This window comes from Cellulomonas sp., from assembly GCF_015234515.1.
Taxonomy (GTDB): Bacteria; Actinomycetota; Actinomycetes; order Actinomycetales; family Cellulomonadaceae; genus Cellulomonas.
In genome coordinates this window covers 104212-128940 of record NZ_JADGMY010000016.1, presented here as the reverse complement: position 1 = coordinate 128940, position 24729 = coordinate 104212, and the positions used below count along the sequence as shown (strand labels likewise).

23 protein-coding genes and 1 tRNA gene are annotated in these 24729 nt (G+C 72.5%); 15 read left to right on the top strand and 9 right to left on the bottom strand.

From position 1 onward, the window contains the following. Positions 1–25 precede the first annotated feature (25 nt). The 6 genes from IR158_RS06370 (at position 26) to IR158_RS06345 (ending at position 7818) form a co-directional block, all read left to right on the top strand. Positions 26–985, top strand: a complete 960-nt coding sequence (locus IR158_RS06370) for an ABC transporter ATP-binding protein (protein ID WP_291810912.1) — start codon at positions 26–28, stop codon at positions 983–985. A gap of 1 nt (position 986) precedes the next feature. Further along, complete coding sequence (locus IR158_RS06365; protein WP_291810909.1) at positions 987–1829, top strand: ABC transporter permease; 843 nt, start codon at positions 987–989, stop codon at positions 1827–1829. A gap of 295 nt (positions 1830–2124) precedes the next feature. Further along, positions 2125–4653 carry a glycoside hydrolase family 48 protein gene (locus IR158_RS06360; RefSeq protein WP_291810906.1) on the top strand — a complete coding sequence of 843 codons (2529 nt, stop codon included), beginning with the start codon at positions 2125–2127 and terminating at the stop codon, positions 4651–4653. A gap of 170 nt (positions 4654–4823) precedes the next feature. Continuing rightward, on the top strand, positions 4824–6191 hold the full coding sequence (locus IR158_RS06355) for a sensor domain-containing protein (RefSeq protein WP_291810902.1): 1368 nt from the start codon (positions 4824–4826) through the stop codon (positions 6189–6191). Continuing rightward, positions 6179–6850 carry a response regulator transcription factor gene (locus IR158_RS06350; RefSeq protein ID WP_291810897.1) on the top strand — a complete coding sequence of 224 codons (672 nt, stop codon included), beginning with the start codon at positions 6179–6181 and terminating at the stop codon, positions 6848–6850. The genes IR158_RS06355 and IR158_RS06350 overlap by 13 nt, the downstream gene beginning before the upstream one ends. Beyond that, a complete protein-coding gene (locus IR158_RS06345) occupies positions 6847–7818 on the top strand; it encodes a DUF4097 family beta strand repeat-containing protein (protein WP_291810896.1) in 972 nt (323 codons plus the stop codon). Before IR158_RS06350 ends, IR158_RS06345 begins: the two co-directional genes overlap by 4 nt. A 49-nt stretch (positions 7819–7867) precedes the next feature. Here the strand turns inward: IR158_RS06345 and IR158_RS06340 are convergent, their stop codons facing one another. Continuing rightward, the gene (locus IR158_RS06340; RefSeq protein ID WP_291810893.1) at positions 7868–8890 is read right to left on the bottom strand and encodes a LacI family DNA-binding transcriptional regulator; all 1023 of its coding nucleotides are present in this window, start codon (positions 8888–8890) and stop codon (positions 7868–7870) included. 346 nt (positions 8891–9236) lie between these two features. On the opposite strand from IR158_RS06340, the gene IR158_RS06335 reads away from it, so the two are divergent. From IR158_RS06335 to IR158_RS06315, 5 genes are all read left to right on the top strand, one after another. Continuing rightward, on the top strand, positions 9237–10145 hold the full coding sequence (locus tag IR158_RS06335; RefSeq protein ID WP_291810890.1) for a carbohydrate ABC transporter permease: 909 nt from the start codon (positions 9237–9239) through the stop codon (positions 10143–10145). Beyond that, positions 10142–11059 carry a carbohydrate ABC transporter permease gene (locus IR158_RS06330; protein WP_291810887.1) on the top strand — a complete coding sequence of 306 codons (918 nt, stop codon included), beginning with the start codon at positions 10142–10144 and terminating at the stop codon, positions 11057–11059. The genes IR158_RS06335 and IR158_RS06330 overlap by 4 nt, the downstream gene beginning before the upstream one ends. A gap of 36 nt (positions 11060–11095) precedes the next feature. Then, entirely contained in the window at positions 11096–12439 is a 1344-nt protein-coding gene (locus IR158_RS06325) for an extracellular solute-binding protein (protein ID WP_291810884.1), read from the top strand. Positions 12440–12548: 109 nt separating this feature from the next. Further along, positions 12549–14057 (top strand): alpha-N-arabinofuranosidase, encoded by a 1509-nt coding sequence (locus IR158_RS06320; RefSeq protein ID WP_291810881.1) that lies wholly within the window; start codon positions 12549–12551, stop codon positions 14055–14057. A gap of 270 nt (positions 14058–14327) precedes the next feature. Further along, the gene (locus IR158_RS06315; protein WP_291811161.1) at positions 14328–14543 is read left to right on the top strand and encodes a hypothetical protein; all 216 of its coding nucleotides are present in this window, start codon (positions 14328–14330) and stop codon (positions 14541–14543) included. Between the two features lie 87 nt (positions 14544–14630). On the opposite strand, the gene IR158_RS06310 is transcribed toward IR158_RS06315, so the two are convergent. From IR158_RS06310 to IR158_RS06300, 3 genes are all read right to left on the bottom strand, one after another. Beyond that, positions 14631–14704 (bottom strand) — tRNA-Pro (locus tag IR158_RS06310). A gap of 47 nt (positions 14705–14751) precedes the next feature. Continuing rightward, positions 14752–15720, bottom strand: coding sequence for a metallophosphoesterase (locus IR158_RS06305; RefSeq protein ID WP_291810878.1), 969 nt, complete (start codon positions 15718–15720; stop codon positions 14752–14754). A 4-nt stretch (positions 15721–15724) separates the two neighbouring features. Continuing rightward, the gene (locus tag IR158_RS06300; protein ID WP_291810875.1) at positions 15725–18256 is read right to left on the bottom strand and encodes a transglycosylase domain-containing protein; all 2532 of its coding nucleotides are present in this window, start codon (positions 18254–18256) and stop codon (positions 15725–15727) included. 237 nt (positions 18257–18493) lie between these two features. Here IR158_RS06300 and IR158_RS06295 point away from each other — a divergent pair, with 237 nt between their 5' ends. Genes IR158_RS06295 through IR158_RS06285 form a run of 3 tightly spaced genes read left to right on the top strand, consistent with a single transcriptional unit; the run spans position 18494 to position 19478 of the window. Next, positions 18494–18766 carry a WhiB family transcriptional regulator gene (locus tag IR158_RS06295; RefSeq protein WP_291811157.1) on the top strand — a complete coding sequence of 91 codons (273 nt, stop codon included), beginning with the start codon at positions 18494–18496 and terminating at the stop codon, positions 18764–18766. 50 nt (positions 18767–18816) lie between these two features. After that, entirely contained in the window at positions 18817–18978 is a 162-nt protein-coding gene (locus IR158_RS06290; protein WP_291810874.1) for a hypothetical protein, read from the top strand. A gap of 17 nt (positions 18979–18995) precedes the next feature. Then, positions 18996–19478: a RidA family protein gene (locus IR158_RS06285; RefSeq protein WP_291810872.1), complete on the top strand. Its 483-nt coding sequence runs from the start codon at positions 18996–18998 to the stop codon at positions 19476–19478. A gap of 62 nt (positions 19479–19540) precedes the next feature. On the opposite strand, the gene IR158_RS06280 is transcribed toward IR158_RS06285, so the two are convergent. Then, positions 19541–20218 (bottom strand): Crp/Fnr family transcriptional regulator, encoded by a 678-nt coding sequence (locus IR158_RS06280; RefSeq protein ID WP_284439706.1) that lies wholly within the window; start codon positions 20216–20218, stop codon positions 19541–19543. Positions 20219–20389: 171 nt separating this feature from the next. After that, a complete protein-coding gene (locus tag IR158_RS06275; RefSeq protein ID WP_291810868.1) occupies positions 20390–20803 on the bottom strand; it encodes a hypothetical protein in 414 nt (137 codons plus the stop codon). Positions 20804–20930: 127 nt separating this feature from the next. Between IR158_RS06275 and nth the strand changes: the two genes are divergently transcribed. Further along, on the top strand, positions 20931–21629 hold the full coding sequence (gene nth / locus IR158_RS06270; RefSeq protein WP_291810865.1) for an endonuclease III: 699 nt from the start codon (positions 20931–20933) through the stop codon (positions 21627–21629). Here nth and IR158_RS06265 read toward each other — a convergent pair. The 3 genes from IR158_RS06265 to IR158_RS06255 form a co-directional block, all read right to left on the bottom strand. Further along, positions 21619–22548: an alpha/beta hydrolase gene (locus IR158_RS06265; RefSeq protein WP_291810863.1), complete on the bottom strand. Its 930-nt coding sequence runs from the start codon at positions 22546–22548 to the stop codon at positions 21619–21621. The genes nth and IR158_RS06265 overlap by 11 nt on opposite strands. A gap of 39 nt (positions 22549–22587) precedes the next feature. Next, positions 22588–23883, bottom strand: a complete 1296-nt coding sequence (gene nhaA, locus IR158_RS06260) for a Na+/H+ antiporter NhaA (RefSeq protein WP_291810860.1) — start codon at positions 23881–23883, stop codon at positions 22588–22590. Between the two features lie 118 nt (positions 23884–24001). Next, the gene (locus IR158_RS06255; RefSeq protein ID WP_291810853.1) at positions 24002–24727 is read right to left on the bottom strand and encodes a response regulator transcription factor; all 726 of its coding nucleotides are present in this window, start codon (positions 24725–24727) and stop codon (positions 24002–24004) included. Between the last annotated feature and the right edge of the window lie 2 nt (positions 24728–24729).

Here is a 24729-nt window from a genome sequence, read left to right as displayed (position 1 = left end):
CGCACCACCCTCGAGGAGGCGCACCATGAGCTCCACCCCGGTCATCCTGGCCGAGCACCTGCGCAAGTCCTACGGCACCACCCACGCGGTCCGCGACGTCTCCCTGTCGGTCGAGCGCGGCGAGATCTACGGCATCCTGGGGCGCAACGGCGCGGGCAAGACGACGACGGTCGAGATGATCGCCGGTCTGCGCCGCCCCGACGGCGGCACCGTCAGCGTCCTCGGGCTCGACCCCACGACGCAGGCCGCCGCGCTGCACGAGAGGGTCGGGCTGCAGCTGCAGGAGTCGGCGCTGCCCGACCGGCTGCGCGTCCAGGAGGCGCTCGAGCTGTACGCGTCCTTCTACGCCGCCCCGGCGGACCCGGCGGACCTGCTCGACCTGCTCGGGCTCACCGCCAAGCGGGACGCCGCGTTCAAGGACCTGTCCGGCGGGCAGAAGCAGCGGCTGTCGGTCGCGCTCGCGCTCGTCGGCCGGCCCGAGCTGGCGATCCTCGACGAGCTGACGACGGGACTCGACCCGCACGCCCGCCGCGAGACGTGGGCGGTCGTCGAGGCGATCCGCGACGCCGGGGTGACGATCGTGCTCGTCACGCACCTCATGGAGGAGGCGGAGCGGCTGTGCGACCGCATCGCGCTCATCGCGGCAGGACGCGTCGCGGCGGTCGGGACGCCCGACCAGATCGTCGAGCTCGCGCAGGGGGAGCACGTGCTGCGCGTGCGTCCCGAGGTGCCGGTCGCCGACGGTGTGCTGCTCGGCGCGCTCGCGGGGGTCCCCGGGGTGCGCGAGGCGGTGGTCGAGGACCGTGCGCTGGTGGTGCGCGGCGGCGGTGCGCTCGTCCAGGGCGTGCTCGTCGCGCTCGCCCGCCACGGCGTCACGACGCACGACGTCCGTCTGGAGCGCGCGTCCCTCGAGGACGCGTTCGTCTCCCTCACCGGTGCGCAGAGCGCCGAGCCCGAGCTCGCCACGACCACCGCGGAGGTGTGACATGACCACGACCCCGACCCCCACCACCACGCCTGCTGCTGCACGACGCGGCGCCCTGGCCCCCGCACCTGCCGCGACGCACCGCCGCGGTGGCGCGCTCGTCCGCATGATCGTCGCCGAGGCGCGGCTGCTGATCCGGGACCCGGCCGCGGCGTTCTTCTCCCTGGGCTTCCCCGTCGTGCTGCTCACGGTGCTGGGGCTCGTGATGCCCTGGGCGGACGACCCCTTCAGTGACCAGGACCCGCTGCTCGCGCAGATCACCGCCATCACGGGGTACACGCCCATCGTGCTGAGCCTCGCGATCGCGACGATCGGCCTGTCGAGCTTCCCGGTCACGGTGGCCACCTACCGGCAGCGTGGCGTGCTGCGCCGGCTCTCGACGACACCGGTCGGGCCGTCGCGGCTGCTGGTCGCGCAGGTGCTGGTCAACCTCGCGGCGCTCGTGGTCGCGGCGGCGCTCGCGCTCGTGTCGGCCGTCGTCGTGCTCGACATCGAGCTGCCGCGCCAGCCGTGGACCGTCGCGCTGGCGTTCCTGCTCGCGGTGCTGTCGGTGTTCGGGCTCGGTGCGCTCATCGCGGCCCGGGCGGCGACGACGGGGGCGGCGAACGGGCTGGGCATGACGGCCTACTTCATCAGCCTGTTCTTCGCCGGCGTGTGGATGCCGCTGCCCATCATGCCGGAGGTCGTCCAGACGATCGCCACGTACCTGCCGCTCGGCGCCGCCACCCAGGCGATGACCGACGCGTGGGTCGGTGCGCCGTTCCCGACGCAGCAGATGGTCGTCATGGCGCTGTGGGCGGCGGTCGCGACGCCGCTGGCGGTGCGCATCTTCCGCTGGAGCTGAAGGAGCGAACGTGCCCCGACGGCGCGTCACCCCACCGGGTGGCGCGCCGTCCGCGTGCGGCCGGTCTGGTCGCGCTCCCACGAGGTCCCGTCCCTAAGCGTTTCGCCACCTGGACGGCGCACGCGCGCGTGAAGAGAGTGAGCGACGTCCAGACCGCTCGCCGCGGTGCGCGATGCCGCGCCACCGGCCCGCGGTCCGTTCCTTCTCGCAGGACTGGCGGCGGCACCGAGGCCGCCGGCAGGTTCCACGGCGGCACCGAGGCCGCGCGTGGTCGACGCCAAGAAAGGTACGGAAGATGTCCTCAAGCACCCGACGGCGTGCCGTCAGAGCGGCCTGGGCCGTTCTGACAGCCACGTCGCTCGTGGCCGTGGCAGGCGCGCAGGCCGCGTCCGCCCTCGCCGGGCCCACGGCGCAGGTCGCGCCCGCAGCGGTCGTGGTCGACTCCGAGTACGCGGAGCGGTTCCTCGAGCAGTACGACAAGATCAAGGACCCCGCCAACGGGTACTTCAGCCCTCAGGGCATCCCCTACCACGCAGTCGAGACCCTCATGGTCGAGGCCCCGGACTACGGGCACATGACGACGTCCGAGGCGTACAGCTACTGGCTGTGGCTCGAGGCGCTGTACGGCCAGGCGACGGGAGACTGGGACCCGCTGAACGAGGCCTGGGTCAACATGGAGACGTACATGATCCCCCAGCAGGCGGATCAGCCCACGAACTCCTTCTACAAGGCCGACGCACCGGCCAGCTACGCCTCGGAGTACAACCACCCGAGCAACTACCCGTCGCAGATCGGCAGCAGCGGCAGCGTCGGCAAGGACCCGATCGCGGCCGAGCTGCGCGCGACGTACGGCAACAACGACATCTACCAGATGCACTGGCTGGGCGACGTCGACAACATCTACGGCTTCGGTGCCGCGCCCGGCCCCGGCTGCCAGCTGGGCCCGGACCACGAGGGCATGTCGCTCGTCAACACCTTCCAGCGCGGCCCGCAGGAGTCGGTGTGGGAGACCGTCCCGCACCCCACGTGCGACGACTTCACGCACGGCGGGCCGAACGGCTACCTCGACCTGTTCACCGGTGACGCGTCGTACGCCAAGCAGTGGAAGTACACGTCGGCGTCCGACGCCGACGCGCGCGCCGTCGAGGCCGTCTACTGGGCCAACAAGTGGGCGACCGAGCAGGGCAAGGCGGCGGACGTCGCGGCGACCGTCACCAAGGCCGCCAAGCTCGGCGACTACCTGCGCTACACGCTGTTCGACAAGTACTTCAAGACCATCGGCTGCACGTCGCCGAGCTGCCCCGCCGGGTCCGGCAAGGAGAGCGCGCACTACCTGCTGTCCTGGTACATGGCCTGGGGCGGCGCGACCGACTCGAACGCCGGCTGGGCGTGGCGCATCGGCTCGTCGCACGCGCACTTCGGGTACCAGAACCCGTTCGCGGCGTGGGCCCTGGCCAACGACCCCAAGCTGACGCCGAAGTCGGCGACCGCCAAGGCGGACTGGACCAAGGCCGCCGAGCGTCAGGTCGAGCTCTACCAGTGGCTGCAGTCGTCCAACGGCCCGATCGCCGGTGGCGCCACCAACAGCTGGGACGGTGCGTACGCGCAGCCCCCGGCCGGCACGCCGACGTTCTACGGCATGGCCTACACCGAGGCGCCCGTCTACAACGACCCGCCGTCGAACCAGTGGTTCGGCATGCAGGCGTGGGGCGTCCAGCGGCTCGCCGAGCTCTACTACGAGACGGGCAACGCCAAGGCGAAGACCGTCCTCGACAAGTGGGCCGCGTGGGTCGTCGACCACATCGAGACGGACGGCGCCGACTGGTCCGTCCCGTCCGAGCTGACGTGGTCGGGCAAGCCCGACACCTGGAACCCGACCAACCCGGGCTCCAACTCCGGTCTGACCGTCACGATGAAGAGCTCCGGCCAGGACGTCGGCGTCGCCGGCGACACCGCCCGTGCGCTGCTGTTCTACGCGGCCAAGTCGGGCAACACCGAGGCGCGTGACACCGCCAAGGACCTGCTTGACGCGATCTGGGACAACAACCAGGACTCCCTGGGCGTCTCCTCGGTCGAGACCCGCAAGGACTACCAGCGGTTCGACGACGTCTACACCGCGGGTGGCAACGGCATCTACATCCCGTCCGGCTGGTCGGGCACCATGCCCAACGGCGACGAGGTCAAGCCCGGTGTGTCGTTCCTCGACATCCGGTCCTTCTACAAGCAGGACCCGCAGTGGGCGAAGGTCCAGGCGGCGCTCAACGGCGGGGCCGACCCGCAGTTCGAGTACCACCGGTTCTGGGCGCAGACGGCCATCGCCGGTGCGCTGTCCGACTACGCGCGCCTGTTCGAGGACGCGGGCCCGGGCGAGGACCCCACGGCCACGCCGACGCCGACCGTGACGCCGACGCCCACGGTGACGCCGACGGTCACGCCGACGCCCACCGTGACGCCCACGCCGACGGTCACGCCGACGCCGACGTCGAGCCCGACGCCGACGCAGAACCCCACGGCGTCCTGCTCGGTGAGCTACACGGCGAACAGCTGGAACACCGGCTTCACGGCCTCGGTGAAGGTCACGAACCGCGGGACCACCGCGCTGAGCGGCTGGAACCTGAAGTTCACGTTCGCCAACGGCCAGCAGGTCCAGCAGGGCTGGAGCGCGACCTGGTCGCAGTCCGGCTCGACCGTGACGGCCACGAACGCGGCCTGGAACGGCACGCTGGCACCGGGTGGCTCGGTGGACATCGGCTTCAACGGCTCGCACTCCGGGACGAACAACGCCCCGACGTCGTTCACGCTGAACGGCGCGACCTGCTCCTAGTGGTGACAGGTCGTCGCAACCCGTCGTGACCCCATGCGCGACGGGGGAGGGGCCGGTCCCGGGCACACGCCCGGGGCCGGCCCCTCGTCGTCGGGGTAGGGCTGGCCCTACCTCACGACGTGGGTGGGCACAGCAGCGCCGGGCCGGGCGCGGCGCCTAACGTCGACGGCATGAGCACAGCCGGCGACCACGTCGCCCCCCCGCCCCTCCTGGACGACCCCCCGGTCGCCGACGACGTCCCTGTCGTCGACGACGTGCGGGCCGTGGCGCCGATGCTGACGGGCGGCCGCGCGCTCGCCCTGGCCCCGGTCTCGGGTGCGACGTGGGCGGGCGCCGGGCAGCTCGTCATCGCGGCGGCCGTGAGCCTGGCGGCCGCGATCGTCGCGGTCGTCGGCGTCGCCACCGGCGTCGGTCTCGCCGTCGTCGTGGTCGGGGTGCCGCTGCTCGTCCTGACGCTCGTGCTCGCCCGCGGGTACGGCGCGGCCGAGCGGGCCCGCCTGCGCGCCCAGCTCGGCGTCGTCGTGCCGCCCCCTGCCCCTGGCCCCGGTGCCCCGTACCGCCCGCGGTCCTGGTGGCCGTGGTTGCGCGACGCCCGCGCGTGGTCGGCCGTCGCGCACGCACTCGTCGCGTCCGTGCTGACCTGGACCGCGGGGCCCGTCGCGCTGAGCCTGGCGGCGTTCGCCCTGGTCGTCCCCGTGGCGCCGTTCGCCGGACGCACCAACGGGGTCCACCTCGCGCTGCTCGTCCCCGTGGCGCTGGTGGCGGCCTGGGCGGCGGCGCTCGTCGTGCAGCTCGCGACGTTGGCACAGGTCCGGCTGACCCGCGCGCTGCTGGGTGCACGGTCCCGTGCCGAGGCGGAGCGCGCCGCGCGCGCCGCCGAGCAGCGGGCGACCGTCGCCGAGGGACGTGCCGAGCACCTGCGCGAGACGCGCTCGGCGGCCGTCGTCGCGGCCGACGACGAGCGGCGCCGCATCGAGCGGGACCTGCACGACGGCGCGCAGCAGCGGCTCGTCGCGCTCGGCGTCGAGCTCGGTGTCGCGCGCCGCACCGCCGCGCACGACCCCGCGGCCGCTGCGGCAGCCCTCGACGCGGCGCACGGTGAGGTCAAGGAGGTGCTCGCCGAGCTGCGCGACCTCGTGCGCGGCGTGCACCCCGCCGTGCTCACGGACCGTGGCCTGGACGCCGCGCTGTCGGCGCTCGCGGCGCGCTGCCCGGTCCCCGTCGACGTCGACGCGGACGGCGTGGGGCCCGGGGTCGGGCCGCAGGCGCAGGCCGCCGCGTACTTCGTCGTCGCCGAGGCCCTCACCAACCTCGCCAAGCACGCGACGGCGTCGCGGGCGGTGGTCCGCGCCGACGTGCACGGTGACCGGCTGCGCGTCGAGGTCCGCGACGACGGCGCCGGTGGCGCGCACGCCGCGCCCGGGGGCGGGCTCGACGGCCTGCGCCGCCGCGTCGAGGCGCTCGACGGCACGTTCGACCTGGTCAGCCCCGCCGGTCGGGGCACCGTGCTCACCGTGGAGGTGCCGTGCGCATCGTGATCGCCGAGGACTCGGTCCTCCTGCTCGACGGGTTGACCCGTCTGCTCACGGCCGAGGGCCACGCCGTCACCGGCTACCGCACGGCCGACGAGCTGGTGGCCGCCCTGGGCGACCCCGCCGCCGACCTCCCCGACGTGGTCGTCACCGACGTCCGCATGCCCCCGACGCACACCGACGAGGGCCTGCGCGCCGCCGTCCACCTGCGGGGCCTGCACCCGCGGCTGCCCGTGCTGGTGCTCTCGCAGTACGTCGAGCAGCGGTACGCCCGGGAGCTGTTCGCCGCCGACGCCCGCGGCCTGGGCTACGTCCTGAAGGACCGCGTGGCTGACGTGGACGACTTCCTCGCGGCGCTCGCCCGGGTCGCCGCGGGCGGCACGGCGCTCGACCCCGAGGTGGTCGCCCAGGTGCTGGCGCGGTCGCGGCAGGGCCTGTCCGACCTGCTCTCGCCGCGTGAGCGCGAGGTCATCGCGCTCATGGCCGAGGGCCGGTCCAACGCGGCGATCGCCGAACGGCTCGTCGTCGGCCTGCCGGCCGTGGAGAAGCACGTGACATCCATCCTGACCAAGCTCGACCTGCCCCCCGACGCCGACGACCACCGCCGCGTCCTCGCGGTGCTGCGCTGGCTCGAGGACGGCCCGACGAACGGAGCACGACCGTGACCGCGACACCCACCACCGACCTCTCGACGGCCCCGCCGCCGGCACGTTCCACCGCCCGACGCTCACCCGGCGGGCGGGCCCTGACCGTGGTGGGCGTCCTCGCTGCGGTGCTGGTGCTGCTCATCGGCGTGCTGCAGGTGGTCGCCTTGATGTTCACGAAGACGACGTCGGCGAGCGCGACGCTCGCCGCCACGGACGTCGTCGAGCTCGTCGCCGACGGCGAGGTCCGGGTGAGCGTGTCCCCGGACGACGACGTCCGGGTCGAGCGCGTCGCACGGTTCGCGTGGGGCGGGCCCCGCTACGAGGTCACGTCGGACGGCAACCGGACGGTCGTGCGGCACGAGTGCGTGGAGCTGAGGGCGATGAACTGCTCGGCGGAGCTGGTGGTCGACGTGCCGGAGGGCACCCACGTGGTGGTGCGCACCACCGACGGCGCGGTCCGCGTGGACGGGCCCGCCGGGAACGTCGAGGTGCGGGCGGCCGACGGCGACGTGCACGTGGCGGGCGCGCAGGGGACGCTGGACGTGCGGGGCGTCGACGGTGACGTGACGGTCCGTGGGGTCGGCGGCGACGTGGCGGTGGCGCTGGCGGACGGGGACGTGCGCGTCACCGACGTCGGTGGCGACGTCGTGGTCCGTGGGCGCGACGGGGCGACGTCCCTGGCGGGGGTGGCGGGCGACGTCGAGCTGCGGGCGACCGACGGTCGCGTCGAGGTCCGCGACGTGGGCGGTGCCCTCACGGCGAGCGTCACGGACGGCGACGTCCTCGTGGCGGCCGTCGGCGGTGACGTCGACGTGCAGGCGACGGACGGCGACGTGACCGTGCACGGCCCGGGCGAGCCGGTCGCGCTGAGCATCAGCTCCAACGGGGAGCAGCGGGTCGAGGGGCCGACGGACCCCGACGCGGACGTGCGTGTCGACCTGCGGACCGTCGACGGCGACGTGGCGTACCTGGAGCCGGAGGCCTGACCTTCCCACGGGGTCGGTGTGGGGTGTCGCCGCCGTGCGGCGGCACCCCTCACTCGCCCGTGGACTCGCGGGTGACGATGCGGAACGCCGCCTTGTGCAGCCGCGGCGGCCGCAGCGCGCGGCTGCCCTCCTCGATCCGTTCGACGAGCATCGCGACGGCCGTCTCGGCGATCTCCTCGCGGCCGGGGTCCACGCTGGTCAGCGAGGGTGTGGTGAAGCGGCCGTCGGCGATGTTGTCGAACCCGATGACCGCGACGTCGTCCGGCACGCGGCGGCCCGCCTCGGCGAGGGCGCGCAGCACGCCGATGGCCAGGCTGTCGTTGAGGGCGAGGATCGCGTCGAACTCGACGCCGGACGCGAGCAGCTCGCGGGTCGCCTCGACGCCGTTGATCGGGTGCCACGGCGCGACGGCGCGCTCGAGGCGCCGGTCCTCCGGCAGGCCGGCGACGGCGAGCGCCTCGCGGTACCCCCGCACACGCAGGTCGGAGGGGCGCATCTGGCCGGTGCGCTGGTCCGGGTGCGCTCCCACGACCGCGATGCGTCGCCGTCCCAGGGCGGCCAGGTGCTCGACCGCGGCCCGTGCGCCCTCGACGTTGTGCATCGTGACGTGGTCGTTGGGGCCTCCGAAGATGCGCTCACCGAGCAGCACGAGGGGGTAGGTCACGTCGTCGAGGAGGCCACGGTCCTCGGTGCCCAGGTGCTCGGGGCTGAAGAGCATGCCGTCGGTCTGCCGCAGGCCGTTCGCCAGCACGTCCATCTCGTGCGCGCGGTCCGCACCGGCCTGGCCGATGATCACACCGAGGCCGCGACGCTCGGCGGCGGCGATCACGGCGTCGGCCAGCTCGGCGAAGTAGGGCTGGCGCAGCTGGGGCACGGCGAGCCCGATGACGCCGGTGCGGCCGGACCGCAGCCCGCGCGCCGACAGGTTGGGCCGGTAGCCCAGGTCGGCGATGGCCTGCTGCACGCGCGCCCGGGTCTCGGGGCGGACGTGCGGGTGGTCGTTGACGACGTTGGAGACCGTCTTGTTCGAGACGCCGGCGCGCTGCGCGACGTCGTGCATGGTCACCTTCACGCCCGCTGCTCCGTGCTCTGGCTCGTCGGTCGGGCGTCCGCCGGTGCGATCCGCGCGCGGGTCGCCGTCCGGAGCAGGCTCCGCGTGGTCTCCATGCCGGAGAGGTTGACAGATCCCGACCGCGGACGCAATAGTGGCGCAGCGGTTACGACGTCGTAAAACGCCAGGTCAGCGCTGTATATCGTCATAGTCGACGAAGCGCAGTGCCACATGTGGTGAAACGTCCGACTCAGGACGCGGTGCCCGGTTCGACACAGCCGTCGAGCGCGCAGGTCCCGTCCTGACTGGCAGGAGGAGTGAAGTGGCACAGCTGAAAGAACTCTCGGCGCCGCCCAGGACGCCGGTCGTGCACCGGCTCAAGGGGTTGCTCTACTCGCAGCGCCTGGCCCCGTACTTCTTCATCGCCCCGTTCGTCATCACGCTGCTCGCGTTCTGGGCCGTGCCGCTCGTGCGGACCTTCGTGATGAGCACGCAGAGCGTGATGTTCGGCGAGGCCAGCTTCATCGGCACCGACAACTACGAGCGGCTGTGGCGCGACCGGATCTTCTGGCAGGCCATGTACAACAGCGCGCGCTACATGGTGCTCACGCTCGTCATCCTCATCCCCGGCCCCCTGCTGCTCGCGACCGTCATCAGCTCCCGGCTCGGCTCCGCACGGCTCAAGGGCTTCTTCAAGGCCTCGCTGTTCGTGCCCGCGCTGACGTCCGTGGTCGTGGCCGGCATCATCTTCCGGCTCATGTTCTCCGAGTCGAGCACCGGCCTCGTCAACGAGGTGGTCACGTGGTTCGGGGCGGACCCGGTGCGCTGGTTGCGGACCGACCTGGGGGGTCTCGTCGCGCTGCTGGCGCTGGCCACCTGGCGGTACACCGGCGTCAACATCCTCTACTTCCTCGCGGGGCTGCAGTCCATCCCCGACGAGTACTACGAGGCGGCATCCATCGACGGTGCCGGCAAGGTCCGGCAGTTCTTCTCCATCACGCTGCCGAACATCAAGCCGACCATGGTCTACGTCACGACCATCAGCATCTACGGCGGCCTGGCGATGTTCCTCGAGAGCTTCATGCTCTACGCCGGCAACGCCTCCCCGAACAACCAGGGCCTGACGGTCGTCGGCTACCTGTACCGCCGCGGCATCGAGGAGAACGACCTCGGGTACGCCTCCGCGGTCGGGGTGGTCCTGCTCGTCGTGATCATGGCGATCAACCTCACCTACCTGACCCTCACCGGCACGTTCAAGAAGGAGGAGTCCCGATGAGCGCGCCGATCTCGCCGTCGACCACGGCCGACCCGTCGACGGGACCCGAGGCCGTCGACGTCCGCCCCCGCACGAGGTACCCCCTGCCGCGGGCGCTGTTCGTCACGGTCCAGAGCGTCTTCCTCCTCACCATCGCGTTCATCGTCCTGGTGCCGCTCGTCGCGATCTTCGCCGGCACGTTCCAGGACGGCGGCGAGATCATGCGCAACGGCCTGCGGCTCGACGTCGACCTGAGCACGTTCTCGTTCGAGAACTACGCGATGCTCTTCACCGACTCGGGCCTGTACTTCCGGTGGTTCGCCAACTCGGTGGGCCTGACCCTCGTGCAGGTCGCCGGCACGCTGCTCGTCAGCTCGTTCATCGCGTACGGGTTCGCGATGTACGACTTCAAGGGCAAGAACGTCGCGTTCGTCTCCGTGCTGCTGCTCATGACCGTCCCCTTCGAGATCATGATGCTGCCGCTCTACGTCATGGTGAACGACCTCGGCCTCGCGGACTCCTACTCGGTGATCGTCATCCCGTTCCTCGCGGCCGCCGTCACGATCTTCTTCTTCCGCCAGTACTTCCTGGGGATCCCCAAGGAGCTCCTCGAGGCGGGGCGCGTCGACGGCGTCACCGAGTTCGGCATCTTCTTCCGCGTCGTCCTGCCCATCGCGCGTCCCGCGATGGCGGCCATGGCGATCCTCAACGGCATGGTCACGTGGAACAACTTCCTGTGGCCGCTGCTGGTGCTGCGCTCGGCCGAGAAGTTCACGCTGCCGATCGGCCTGAACACCCTCCTGACGCCGTACGGCAACAACTACGAGCTGCTGATCATCGGCTCGTTCTTCTCCCTCCTGCCCGTTCTCGTCCTCTTCCTCTGCTTCCAGAGGTTCTTCGTCGCCGGCATGACGGCGGGGGCGCTCAAGGGCTGAACGCCCACCGCACCAACTAGGAATGGAGTCACAACCATGGCTGGACCACGCAGGTACCTGCCGCTCGCAGCAGCGGGCCTCGCAGGCGTGCTCATGCTGTCGGCATGCGGCGGCGGCGGTGGCTCGGACGAGCCCGCAGCCTCGCCCGCCGACGGTGAGGCGACCAAGCTCGACATGTGGGTGTTCGCCGAGCTCCACGCGGACTACTACGACCAGATGGCCGAGGAGTGGAACGAGCAGAACCCGAACCGCCCGGTCGACCTCGACGTGACCGTGTACCCGTACCAGGACATGCACAACAAGCTGCAGCTGGCGGTCAACTCGGGATCCGGCCTGCCCGACGTCGTCGACATCGAGGTCAACAAGTTCTCCAACTTCGTGTCCGAGGACGGCCGCACGCCGCTCATGGACCTCTCCGAGGCGGCCGGCCCCTACAAGGACGACGTCGTCCAGGCCCGGCTCGACCTGTACAGCCGCGGGGACAAGATCCTCGGCTTCCCGATGCACGTCGGGGCCTTCGTCACCTTCTACAACGCCGCCCTCCTCGAGGAGGCCGGGATCGACTACACGACGATCAAGACCTGGGACGACTTCAAGGAGGCCGGTGTCACGTACAACCAGGCCACCGGCAAGGCGTTCGGCATCGCCAGCACCACCGTCAACTTCGTCGAGCCGCTCATCGTGGCGCAGCTCGGAGGCAACTTCTTCGACGAGGACGGCGGCCTGGCCGTGAACAGCCCCGAGGTCGTCGAGGCGCTCGCGATGCAGCAGGACATGCTGGACGCCGGGGCCATCTCGACCATCCCCGGTGGTGGCCCTGACGACGAGCAGGCGTTCGGTGTGATCAACAGCGGCGAGTACGCCGCCGTCGTCTACCCCGCCTGGTACACGTCGCGCTTCGTCGACTACATGCCCGACCTGGCCGGTGACGTCGCGATCGCGCCGGCCCCCGTGGTCGACGGTGGCGAGGTCGCCACGATCGGCGGCGGCGGCACCGGCACGGCGGTCATCGAGTCGTCGCCCAAGAAGGACTTCGCGGCGGAGTGGCTCGCGTTCGCCAAGCTGTCGCCCGAGGCGAACGTCGCCGTGTGGCAGGTGCTCGGCTTCGACCCCGTCAACATGTCGGTGTGGGAGGACGAGGCCGTCACGAAGGACCCGGAGAACAAGTTCAACAAGTACTTCCGGACGAACCTGTTCGACGTGCTCAACGAGGTCAAGGACGGCATCGGCCACTTCGACGGGTTCACGAACCCGAACCTGCCGACGCTCAACAACGTCTTCACGACCACCACGCTGACCGAGGTGTACGAGAACGGCGTGGAGCCGCAGCAGGCTCTCGACCAGGCGCAGAAGGACCTGGAGAACCAGGTCGGCAAGTAGTCTCGCCCGCCCCGGGCTCCGGCACGTGCCGGAGCCCGGGGCGTACGTCATACCCGCGCCCGACAGGCGGCCACCCGCCGCCGGGCGTCCATCCATCACAGGAGTAGCAATGCAGAGCGGCAAGCTGTCGATCGATCCCGCCTTCGTCGTGGCGCCCGTCAACCGCCGGGTCTTCGGATCGTTCGTCGAGCACATGGGGCGGTGCGTGTACGGCGGGCTCTACGAGCCGGGCCACCTCACGGCGGACGAGGACGGCCTGCGTGGCGACGTCCTGGCACTCGTGCGGGAGATGGGCGTCACGGCCGTGCGCTACCCGGGCGGCAACTTCGTCTCCGGGTACCGCTGGGAGGACGGCGTCGGGCCCGTGGAGGACCGCCCGACGCGCCTCGACCCCGCCTGGAAGACCATCGAGACCAACGCGTTCGGGCTCAACGAGTTCATGCGCTGGGCCCGCAAGGCCGACATCGAGCCGGTCATGGCCGTGAACCTCGGGACGCGCGGCATCGCCGAGGCCGTCGAGCTCCTGGAGTACGCGAACCACCCGAAGGGCACCGCGCTGTCCGACCTGCGCGTCGAGCACGGCGCGCCCGAGCCCCACGCCATCCGCACGTGGTGCCTCGGCAACGAGATGGACGGCCCTTGGCAGCTCGGCCACAAGACGGCCGAAGAGTACGGCCGCCTGGCGGCCGAGACCGCGCGCGCGATGCGCCAGGTCGAGCCCGACCTCGAGCTCGTCGCCTGCGGGTCGTCCGGCCGCGCGATGGCGACCTTCGGCGCTTGGGAGGACACGGTCCTCGAGCACACGTACGAGCTCGTCGACCACGTGTCCGCCCACGCCTACTACGAGCTCGACGGCGACGACCGGGCCAGCTTCCTCGCCTCGTCCGTCGACATGGACAAGTTCATCCGTGAGGTCGTCGCGACGGCCGACGCCGTCGGTGCCCGCCTGAAGTCGTCGAAGAAGATCATGATCTCGTTCGACGAGTGGAACGTCTGGTACAACAAGGCGCTCACCGCGTCGGGCATGCCGGAGGACTGGGTCGAGGCCCCGCGCCTCAGCGAGGACCAGTACACGGTCCTCGACGCCGTGGTCGTCGGCTCGCTGCTCATCACGCTGCTGCGGCACAGCGACCGCGTCGCGATCGCCTGCCAGGCGCAGCTCGTCAACACCATCGCCCCGATTCGCTCGGAGCCCGGCGGCCCCGCGTGGCGGCAGTCGATCTTCCACCCCTTCGCGCTCACCGCCCGGCACGCGCAGGGTCAGGTGCTCGACCTGCGCGCGGACGCCCCCACGATGGAGACGGCCGTGCACGGCGAGGTGTCGGTGCTCGACTCCGTCGCCACGTACGACGCCGGCGAGGGGCGCCTGGCCGTGTTCGTCGTGAACCGCCACCCGTCGGAGCCGGTCGCGTTCGCCACGGACCTGCAGGCGTTCGGCGGGGTGACCCTCACCGAGGCCGTGCTGCTCGCCGACGACGACGTGCTCGCCGTCAACACGATGGAGGCGCCGGACCGCGTCGTGCCGCAGGCGCACGCCTCGGCCGCGATGGACGGCACCACGCTGCGCGCGGAGCTCCCGCCGGCGTCGTGGAGCATGTTCCTGCTGCAGACCGCCTGAGGGTCGGCGGGCCCGCCCACGGACACCGGGTGGGCGGGCCCGCGACCGGCGTCGTGGTCGGCGTCTGCCAGGCTCCCGCGCGTGAGATCGACGCGCAGCCCGGGCCGACGCGTGAGCCGGTGGACTCACGGGGTGTTCGGTGTGGGCGAACGCCGGTTCCGGAACACGGGCCGCGTGACGGGGGTTCTACAGGCGTCTGCGCTCCGAGCTCGTTCGGGGTGCCGGCCGACCGGACGACGAGACGAGGTTCGCCCCATGACCGCAGCCACGATGACCCACGCCACCGCCGAGCTCACCCGTCAGGACCGCTGCGACCGCTGCGGCGCCCAGGCCTTCGCCCGTGCGACGCTCCCCGGTGCCGGTGGCGTCCTGCTCTTCTGCGGTCACCACTTCCGCGCCCACGAGGCCGCGCTCGTCGGCGCCGGTGCGCAGATCCACGACGAGCGGCACCGCCTCGAGCAGGAGGTCCGGACGCCGGAGCGCTGAGCGCGCCGGCTCCCGCGTACGACAGGGCCCCCAGGGACGACGAAGGCCCCTGATCAGCATTCCTGCTGATCAGGGGCCTTCGACCTGTCGGGGTGGCGGGATTTGAACCCACGACCTCTTCGTCCCGAACGAAGCGCGCTACCAAGCTGCGCCACACCCCGTGGAGCCTGGCAAGGATAGCCGACGAGGCACCCGGAGACGAAATTCGTTACGGCGAGACCAGTGTGAGGAGCGTCGCCTCCGGTCGGCACGCGAAGCGCACGGGCGCGTAGGGCGACGTCCCCAGCCCCGCGGAGACGTGGAGCCACGACGAGCCGGCGCCGTCCGCACGGTCGGGGCGGGCGCCCGGCCAGCCGTGCAGCCCCTTGGCGCGGCGCAGGTCCAGGTCGCAGTTGGTCGTCAGGGCACCCCAGCCCGGGACGGCCAGCTGCCCGCCGTGGGTGTGGCCGGCGATCGTCAGGTCCACGCCGTCGGCGTGCATCGCGTCGAGCACGCGGCGGTAGGGGGCGTGGGTGACGCCCACGTGCAGGTCGACCGCGGGGGAGCGGCCGTCGGACGTCCGGACGTCGTCCGGGCCGCCGGCCGGCGGCATCGCGTCACGGTCCAGGTGCGCGTCGTCCGTCCCGACGAGTGACAGGCGGCGGCCGTCGACCTCGAGGGAGTCACGCCGGTTGGACAGGTCGACCCACCCCGCCGACGTGAGCCGCGTGACCAGCTCGCGCCACGGCAGGGCGACCGGGGGCCGGGGCGGCTCACGGCGCGCGTCGGGCAGCAGGTAGCGCGCCGGGTTCTTGAACGACGGCGCGACGTAGTCGTTCGACCCGAGGACGAACGCGCCGGGCACGGCGAGCAGCGGCTCGAGCGCGTGCAGCAGCGCCGGCATCGCGTCGAGGTGGGCCCAGTTGTCGCCCGTGTCGACGACCAGGTGCGGGTCGAGCGTCGCCAGGTCCCGCACCCAGTCGACCTTGCGGCGCTGGCCCGGCGTGAGGTGCAGGTCCGACACGTGCAGGATCCGCAGCGGGTCCTGCCCAGGCGGCAGCACCGGCACGGTGACCTCGCGCAGCGCGTACCAACGCACCTCGACGAGGGACGCCCAGGCCAGCGCGGCGACGCCGGCGAGCGCGAGGCCGCCTACGGCGCGCACCGCGGGGTGCGCGCCGGGGGAGGGGGATGACATCCGATCAGCCGTTGCCCGGGCCGCCGCCGGGCCCACCGCCACCGCCGGGCCCACCGCCGCCGCCGGGCCCGCCGCCGCCGGGCCCACCCGGGAGACCAGGGAAGCCGCCGGGGCCGGGCTGCTGCTGCGGCTGCCCGCCCGACAGCCTCAGCGTGATCGTCGCGCCCTTGGTCGCCGTCGTGGCGGACTGCTCGGCGACGGTCCCGGCCGGGTACGCGGACGGCACCTGCTCCCCGATCGACACCCCGAAGCCGCGGCTCTCCAGCGTCTGACGCGCCTGCTGCTCGTTCTGGCCGAGCACCGACGGGACGGGGACCCGCTCGCCGTAGAGCTCGCGGTCCGTCGGGCTCGCGAAGTCCGGGTTCTCCGCACCGGCGAGCGTCTGGACCATGAACCGCTTCCAGGTCGGCGCGGCGATCGACGAGCCGTACGGCCCCGAGCCCCCGCCGTAGTACGTGCCGGCGATCGTCGAGCGGCTCATCGAGCGCGTGCCCTCGCTGTACCCGACCCACACGGCGGTGGAGCGCAGCGGCGTGTAGCCGACGAACCAGTTGTGCTCGTTGTGCGTCGTGGTGCCGGTCTTGCCCGCGGCCTTGAACGGCGGGGCGCCGACCTTGCGGGCCGTGCCCGACCACACGTTGCTCAGCGCGTAGTTCATCGCCGAGGCGTAGCGCGGGTCGATCGCGCCGACCTGGCAGTCGGACGGCGGGACCGGGAGCGACTCGCCCTTCGCGTTGATCACGCTGGTGATGGCGATCGGCTTGCAGTACGTGCCGTTGGACGCGAACGCCGCGTAGGCGGCGGCCATCTGCAGGGGCGAGGTCGACTGCGACCCGAGGACGTTGCCGGGGACCGCGTCGAACGGGACGTCACCCCGGGGCGTGTTGGTCTGCGTGTCCATCTCGGCGGGGTTGCCGGCCTTGGTGACGCCCAGCGCCGCGGCCCCGTTGTTGATGGCGCAGAGGTCCATCTTGAGCGCCATGGCGACGAACGCCGAGTTCACGGAGTTCCTCGTCGCGTCGAGGACGGTCTGGCGGATCGCCTTGCCGCCCTCGGAGTTGCCGAACTTGTACGGCCCGTTGCCGAGCTGGTAGCAGGACGCGGTGAATTCACGGGTGTTGTAGGACAGCCGCGTGCCGTCGACGGTCTCGTGCAGGGCGTGCCCCTGCTTGAGCCACTCGAGCAGCGTGAAGACCTTGTACGTCGAGCCGGGGGGGAACCCGCCGGAGCCGCCGTACCGGAAGCTGGTGTTGAAGTTGACCGACGTCTCGCCCGGGTTCTGCTCCTTGAGCGCGGAGTAGATGCGGTTCTGGGCCATCGCCGTGATCTCGCCCGTCCCGGGCTTGACGGAGACGATCGAGCTGGAGACGCCCGAGGGGTCGTCGACCGGCACGCCGTTCTTCACCTCGGCGTCGGCGATGGCCTGCTCGCCGGGCACGAGCGTGGTGGTGATCGTCAGGCCGCCCTTGTAGAGGAGGTTCATGCGGTCGCGCGCCTCGGGTCCGAACGCGGGGTCGTTGGCGATGACCTTGGTGACGTAGTCGCAGAAGAACCCGGCACCGGGCACCGTGTCGTTCGCGCTCATGCACCCCTGGCTCAGCTTCGAGACGTTGAGCGTCGCCTCGATCGGCGTCGCGATCCCGTTGGTGTACTCGTCCGGGGTGATGTAGCCGAGCTGGTGCATGTCGTTGAGGACCTGGTCGCGACGCTTCTTGGAGGTGGCGTACCGAGCGGCGTCCTCCTCCGGGGTCTCGTCCGCGCGTCCCACGGGGTCCCACCGCGTCGGCGACTGCGTGATCCCGGCGATGGTGGCGGCCTCGAGGTAGTTGAGGTCCTTCGCGGACTTGCTGAAGAAGTACCGCGACGCGGACTCGACGCCGTACACCGAGGAGCCGAAGGCGGCGATGTTGAGGTACTTCTCGAGGATCTCGTCCTTCGTCATCGACTTCTCGAGCGTGATGGCGATCTTCGCCTCGCGCAGCTTGCGGGCGATGCCCGGGGCGCCGTCGTTCTCCCTGGCCTCCTGCCGCAGCCTCTCGCGCTCCGCGGGGTCCTCCGCGCGCTCGGCCGCGTCGAGGAAGACGTTCTTGACGTACTGCTGCGTGAGCGTGGACGCACCCTGCTTCTGGCCCGCCAGGCTCGCGACCGCGGCGCGGAGCATGCCGGCCGGGTCGACGCCGGAGTGCTCGTAGAACCGGCGGTCCTCGACCGCGATGACGGCCTGCCGCATGATCGGGGCGATCTCGGAGAGCGGCACGACGATGCGGTTCTGGTCCCAGAACGTCGCCAGGAGCGTGCCGTCGGCCGCGAGGATCTCGGACTTCTCCGGCAGCGGCTGCTGCTCGAGCTCGGTGGGCAGGTCGTCGAACGCCGTCACGGTCATGCCCGTGAGGCCGTTCGCCACGGCCACACCGGGCAGCACGAGGCCGGCCGTGAGGACGCCACCGATCCCGGCGACGAGGGAGAAGGAGAGCAGCAGGACCAGCGCCTGGGCGGCGCTGATGCGGCGGCCGCGCGCGCGGGCAGGGTTCGGCATGCCGCCAGGGTACCGGCGACGGCTGACGCCGGAAGGGGTGACGAGGGGCCCGTGCGGGTCCTCCACGCGACCTGCACACGAGTGGCAGGGGGCCGTCCGGAGGAAAAGACCCGTCCGGGGTCTCGTCAGGACGTGCCCTGTGCCGATACGGTCACGGCGGCGACACGCAGGGAGAGACACGCGGAGGAACACGTGGCAGGCCTGGGGGCACAGGGGTACGAGGGGCACTGGACCGCGATGGCGGCGTGCGGTCAGGGCAAGCAGGCGCCTGACGCGCTGTTCGTCGAGGGCGCCGCTCAGCGCGAGGCCCGCGCGGTCTGCCATGGCTGCCCGGTGCGCCTCGACTGCCTCGCCGACGCCCTCGACAGCCGCGCCGACTTCGGCGTCTGGGGCGGGATGACCGAGCGCGAGCGGCGCGCGCTGCTGCGACGCCGTCCCGACGTCGTGTCGTGGCGCGCCGAGCTGGTCGGCACCGAGCCGGCGCTCGTGGCACTCGGCGGGCTCGTGTGAGCGCTTCCACGGCGGCACGTCCGGCGGAGCGGTCCCACTAGGGTGGGCGCATGTCGACCCAGTGGGAGTACGCGACCGTTCCGCTCATCATCCACGCCACCAAGGCGATCCTCGATCAGTGGGGATCCGACGGCTGGGAGCTCGTGACCGTCATCCAGGGTCCCGACGCCGGCCTCGTGGCGTACCTCAAGCGACCGAAGCCGGTCGTGTGAGCGGCACCGAGGGTCGCGTGGCCGCACGCCTGGCCGAGCTGGGCCTGATCCTGCCGTCGGCAGCGGCGCCGCTCGCCGCCTACGTGCCGGCGACCCGCAGCGGCGCGCACGTCTGGACGTCCGGGCAGCTGCCGTTCGTCGACGGCGTCATGCCGACCACGGGCAAGGTCGGTGCGGAGGTGGACGCGCAGCAGGCGACCGCGCTCGCGCGCACGGCCGCCCTCAACGCGTTGGCGGCCGTGGGCGCCCTCCTCGCGTCGGAGCACCCCGGCACCGACCCGGTCCGGGCGCTCGACCGCGTGCGTCGCGTCGTCAAGGTCGTCGGGTTCGTCGCGAGCGACCCGGCGTTCACCGGGCAGCCTGCGGTGGTCAACGGCGCGAGCCTGCTGCTGCACGAGGTCTTCGGCGAGGCCGGCGTGCACGCACGCTCGGCGGTGGGCGTCGCTGTCCTGCCGCTCGACGCGACCGTCGAGGTCGAGCTGGTCGTCGAGGCCGACTGACCCGCCCGGTCCGGGCGCGGCGACGTGCCCGGACCGGGCGGGTGACCGGACCGCCAGGTGCGTCAGCGGGCCCGGCGCTCCAGACGGTCGACGTCCAGCAGGACCACCGCACGGCCCTCGCGCCGCACCCAGCCGCGGGCGGCGAAGTCCGCGAGCGCCTTGTTGACGGTCTCGCGCGACGCGCCGACGAGCTGCGCGAGCTCCTCCTGCGTCAGGTCGTGCGCCACGCGGATGCCCTCGTCGACCTGCTGGCCGAACCGCGTCGACAGGTCGAGCAGCGCCTTGGCGACACGGCCGGGCACGTCGGAGAACACCAGGTCGGCCAGCGCCTCGTTGGTCCGGCGCAGGCGCCGCGCCAGTGCCTGGAGCAGGTGCTCGGCGACGGTCGGCTTGTCGGCCAGCCACGTGATGAGGTCCCGGTGGCCCAGCTCGAGCACGACGGCGTCGGCGACGACCGTCGCGGTCGCCGTGCGCGGGCCCGGGTCGAACAGCGACAGCTCGCCGAACATCTCGCCCGGGCCGAGCACCGCCAGGAGGTTCTCGCGCCCGTCGTTCGACCGACGTCCCAGCTTGATCTTGCCGTCGCGCACCAGGAAGAGCCGGTCACCCGGCTCGCCCTCGTGGAAAAGCACGTCACCTCGCGCGGCGTCGAGCACCTTCATCGAGTCGATGAGTGCCCGGGACGACTCCTCGTCCATGCCTGCGAACAGTGGCGCCGTCAGCACGATGTCCTCCGCCACGGCGGTCCTTCCCCTCTTCCCGTGATCGAGCACGGGCGCGCGTCGTGTCCGGCAGCAGGGCCGGACCCCCGCCATCCAGTCTGCCCCATCCCGGTGCCCACGCGCGGCGGCACGACGGTGCGGGTGCGCGGCAGGCGACGGCCGGGTGCGATCGGACGTCCCGCGGGGCCCTCACGTGCCGTCGGCGGCCACCCTGCGGGACCGGAGCACGGACCCCGGGTCGTCGGCGATGCGCTCGACGAGGCGCAGCGTCGCGCGCTCGAAGGCCTCCGCGACCCCGGTCTCGTACGTCGCGAGCCGCTGGTCCAGCGCCCACAGCGCGGGCAGCAGACCGGCCTCACGTCCGGGGTCGGCGTCCGGGAGCGCCGCCTGCAGGTCTCCGACCCGGGGCACCTCGAGGCACACGTCGAGCGGCAGGACGAAGGCGACGTCCTCACCCAGGGGACCGGGCCCGGCGGCTCCCGCGACCGCGAGGTCCATGCGCGCCCGCACGACGCGCCGCCACCAGACGACCCGCTCCCGCTCGGCGCGCAGCGCGCAGCGCTCCAGCCGGAGGTGGTGCAAGGGTTCGTCGTGCGACGTCACCTCCTGTGGTTCGGTTCGACCCGCCCGGGGCTTGACTGATCGGTCGACAACCCGGCGATCTGTTCACCCGGCAGGAGCAACGCCCTACCCGGCAGTGGCTGTCGGCGCGGGCACGTAGGCTCGCACGGTGGACGCCACTGCGCAGGAGAGCCAGCTCGCCCGGACCCGGCGCGCCCGGCGGGTCGACCGGATGCTGGCCGAGAGGTACCCGGACGCGCGCTGCGAGCTGAACTTCCGCAACCCGCTCGAGCTGCTGATCGCGACCGTGCTGTCCGCCCAGACCACCGACGTGCGGGTGAACGCCACGACGCCCGAGGTGTTCGACCGGTGGCCCGACGCCGCGGCGATGGCCGGTGCGGACCTGCGGGACCTCGAGGACGTGCTGCACCCCGTGGGGTTCTACCGTGCCAAGGCCCAGTCGGTCGTGGGTATCGGCGCCGCGCTCGTCGAGCGCTTCGGCGGCCAGGTGCCGCGCAGGCTCGAGGACCTCGTGACCCTGCCGGGGGTGGGGCGCAAGACCGCCAACGTGGTGCTCGGCAACGCGTTCGGCGTGCCCGGCATCACCGTCGACACCCACGTCCAGCGACTGGCGCAGCGGCTCGGCTACACGACGAGCGAGGACCCCGTCGTCATCGAGGCCGACCTGGGGGCGCTGCTGGAGAAGCGGGAGTGGACGATGGCGTCCCACCGCCTGATCTTCCACGGGCGGCGCACCTGCTTCGCGCGGCGCCCCGCGTGCGGAGCGTGCCCCGTCGCCGCGCTGTGCCCGTCCGCCGGGATCGGGGAGACGGACCCGGAGCTGGCCGCCGCGATGCTCAAGGGCTGACGGGCTCGACCTCGGCCAGCCAGTCCACGAGCAGCTCGCCGACCAGCCCGGGCGCCTGGTCGGTGAGGAAGTGCCCGGCGCCGTGCAGCAGCTCGAAGCGGTACGGCCGCGCGACGCTCGCCGTGGCCGGCCGCAGCGCCGCCGTCGACGCCGGACGCAGCCCGTCGCGCAGGCCGTGGACCTGCAGCACCGGCACCGGTCGCGCCGCACGCAGGACCGCCCGGTACCGCCGGCCGTCCGGCCGCGGCGTGGAGCGCACGAGCCACCGCACCTGCTCGAGCTGGCTGTGCGCCGCGAACGGCACGCGCACCGCCCGGCGGTACGTCGCGACCGCCTCGCGGCCCGGCAGCCCCGGGACCCCGCCCCAGTGCGTGAGCATGCGGTCCACGAGGTCGCCGCGCACCATCGCGCGCTCGGGCAGCGACGGCAGCTGGGCGAACGCGACCAGGGACGACGCGGCCGGGCCGGGCGGTGTACGGGGCAGGGCGACCGCATCGAGCGGGTGCGGCGCACCGAGCACGGCCAGCGCCTGCACCACGGCGGGGTGGTACGCGGCGGTCGCCCAGGCGACGTCGCCGCCGGTCCCGGCGCCCACGACGACCGCGGACCCCGCACCCAGCGAGCGCACGACCCCGGCCACGTCCGCGGCGAGGGTCGGCACGTCGTACCCCTGCGGGGGCTTGTCGGACCCGCCGGTGCCACGCAGGTCCATCGCGGCGACGCGGTAGCCGGCCGCGGCCAGCACGGGCAGCTGGTGGCGCCAGGCCCACCACAGCTGCGGGACGCCGTGCAGGAGCAGCACGAGGGGTGCGTCCTGGTCGCCCGCGACGGCGACGTGGAATCGAGCGCCGTTGGCGGTCACGAAGCGGTGCTGCCAGGGTCCCTCGACGAGGAGCGACGCTGAGTCGACGGGTGTCATCAGTGGCAACCTACCGGGTCGTCCCCGCCCGGTGGTGGCTCACGACCCGCCCGGACGTGCAGCGTGGACGCGTCCGCGCCAGGAGAGGACGGCACCACCACCGAGCGCGGCGATCAGGGACGCGGCGAGGACGCCCACGACGACCTGGTCGTCGAGCACAGTCCCGGTCCCGAACGCGAGCGAGCCCACGAGCAGGGAGACGGTGAACCCGATGCCCGCGAGCAGGCCGACGCCGATCACGTCCCACCAGCCGAGTCCGGGGGCGAGCCGCGCCCGCGTGAACCGCGCCACGAGGAACGTCGCCAGCGTGATGCCCAGCGGCTTGCCGAGGACGAGACCGAGGACCACGCCGAGCCCCACGGGCTCGGTGAAGGTGGCGCCGATCGTCGCCACCTCGACCGTGACACCGGCCGCGAACAGCGCGAAGACCGGCACGGCGAACCCGGCGGACACCGGCCGCCACAGGTGCTCGTAGCGCTCGGCGAGCGAGTGGTCCGCGTGCTCGTCGGGCACGGGGCGCGGCGTCCGGGACCGTGGTGCCGCGGAGCCCGGCGTGGCGGGGACCGCGAAGCCGAGCAGGACCCCGGCGATCGTGGCGTGCACCCCGGACGCGTGCAGCAGCGCCCACGCTGCGAGCGCGAGCGGGACCAGCAGGAACGGTGTGCGGATGCCGCGCCGCAGGGCGAGGGCGAACAGGGCGACGCTCGCGAACGAGCCGAGCATCAGCCCGAGCGTCACGGAGTCCGTGTAGCCGACCGCGATGATGACGATGGCGAGCAGGTCGTCCACGACCGCGAGCGTCAGCAGGAAGGCGCGCAGCGCGACGGGCAGGCCCCGGCCGACGATCGCCAGCACGCCCACCGCGAACGCGATGTCCGTGGCGGTCGGGACCGCCCATCCGTGCGGGGCTCCGCCGGGCATGGCGGTGTTGACCGCGAGGTAGATCGCCGCCGGGACGGCCATGCCACCGACCGCCGCAGCGGCGGGCAGGGCCGCCGTGGCCACGTGCCGCAGCTCGCCCACCGTGATCTCGCGCTTGAGCTCGAGGCCCACGACGAAGAAGAAGATCGCGAGCAGCCCGTCGGCGGCCCAGTGGGCGAGGTCGAGGTCCAGGTGCAGCGCGGCCGGGCCGACGACCGTCCCGCTGACCGCCCGGTACGACTCGGGTGCGAGGTTGGCCCACAGGAGCGCGGCCAGCGCACCGAGGAGCAGCAGCAGGCCACCCGTGCGCTCGTCGCGCAGGGTGTCGGTGAAGTTGCGCTCACCGCCGGGGGTGAGCCGGGAGAACAGCGTGCGCGCAGGGCGCGCGGGGGCAGCGGACGAGTCCGTGGGCACAGGCGTACCTCTCGAGGGGTCGGGCAAGTCGTTGCCGACCAGACTTCCCGGCGCACCGGTCGTCGATCCTACCCGCCAGGTGCGGCAGCGCCCGCTCCAGGCGGTGCTCGTCGCGTGATCAGGCGCCCGCGGGCTCCGGGACGTCCGTACGGTCGTCCGCGGCGCGGCGGTCCTTGGGAGGGTCGAACCGGTAACCCACGTTGCGGACCGTGCCGATGAGCTGCTCGTGCTCCGGGCCCAGTTTCGCCCGCAGGCGACGCACGTGCACGTCGACGGTGCGCGTGCCCCCGTAGTAGTCGTAGCCCCAGACCTCCTGCAGCAGCTGCGCACGCGTGAACACGCGGCCCGGGTGCTGGACGAGGTACTTGAGGAGCTCGAACTCCTTGTAGGTCAGGTCCAGCGGCCGCCCGCGCAGCCGGGCGGTGTACCCGCCGGCGTCGATCGTGAGCTCGCCCGACGAGATCTCCTGCGGCGCGTCGTCGTAGGACGAGGCCGCGGCGTGCTCCATGACGAGCCGGAAGCGCGTCTCGACCTCGGCCGGCGTCGCGTGCTCGAGGATGATGTCGTTCGCGCCCCACTCGGCCGTGACGACGGTCAGGCCGCCCTCGGTCAGGACGAGGACCAGCGGCACCGTCAGACCGGTGGCGCGCAGCAGGCGGCACGTGGTGCGCGCGGTGACGAGGTCACGGCGTGCGTCGAGCACGACGATGTCCGCGTCCGGGGCGTCCACGAGAGCAGACGGTTCGACAGGGAGGACCCTGACCCGGTGGGACAGGAGCCCCAATGCGGGTAGCACCTGTGCCGAACCCCCGGACGCAGGCGTGAGCAGCAGCAGATCCGCCACCC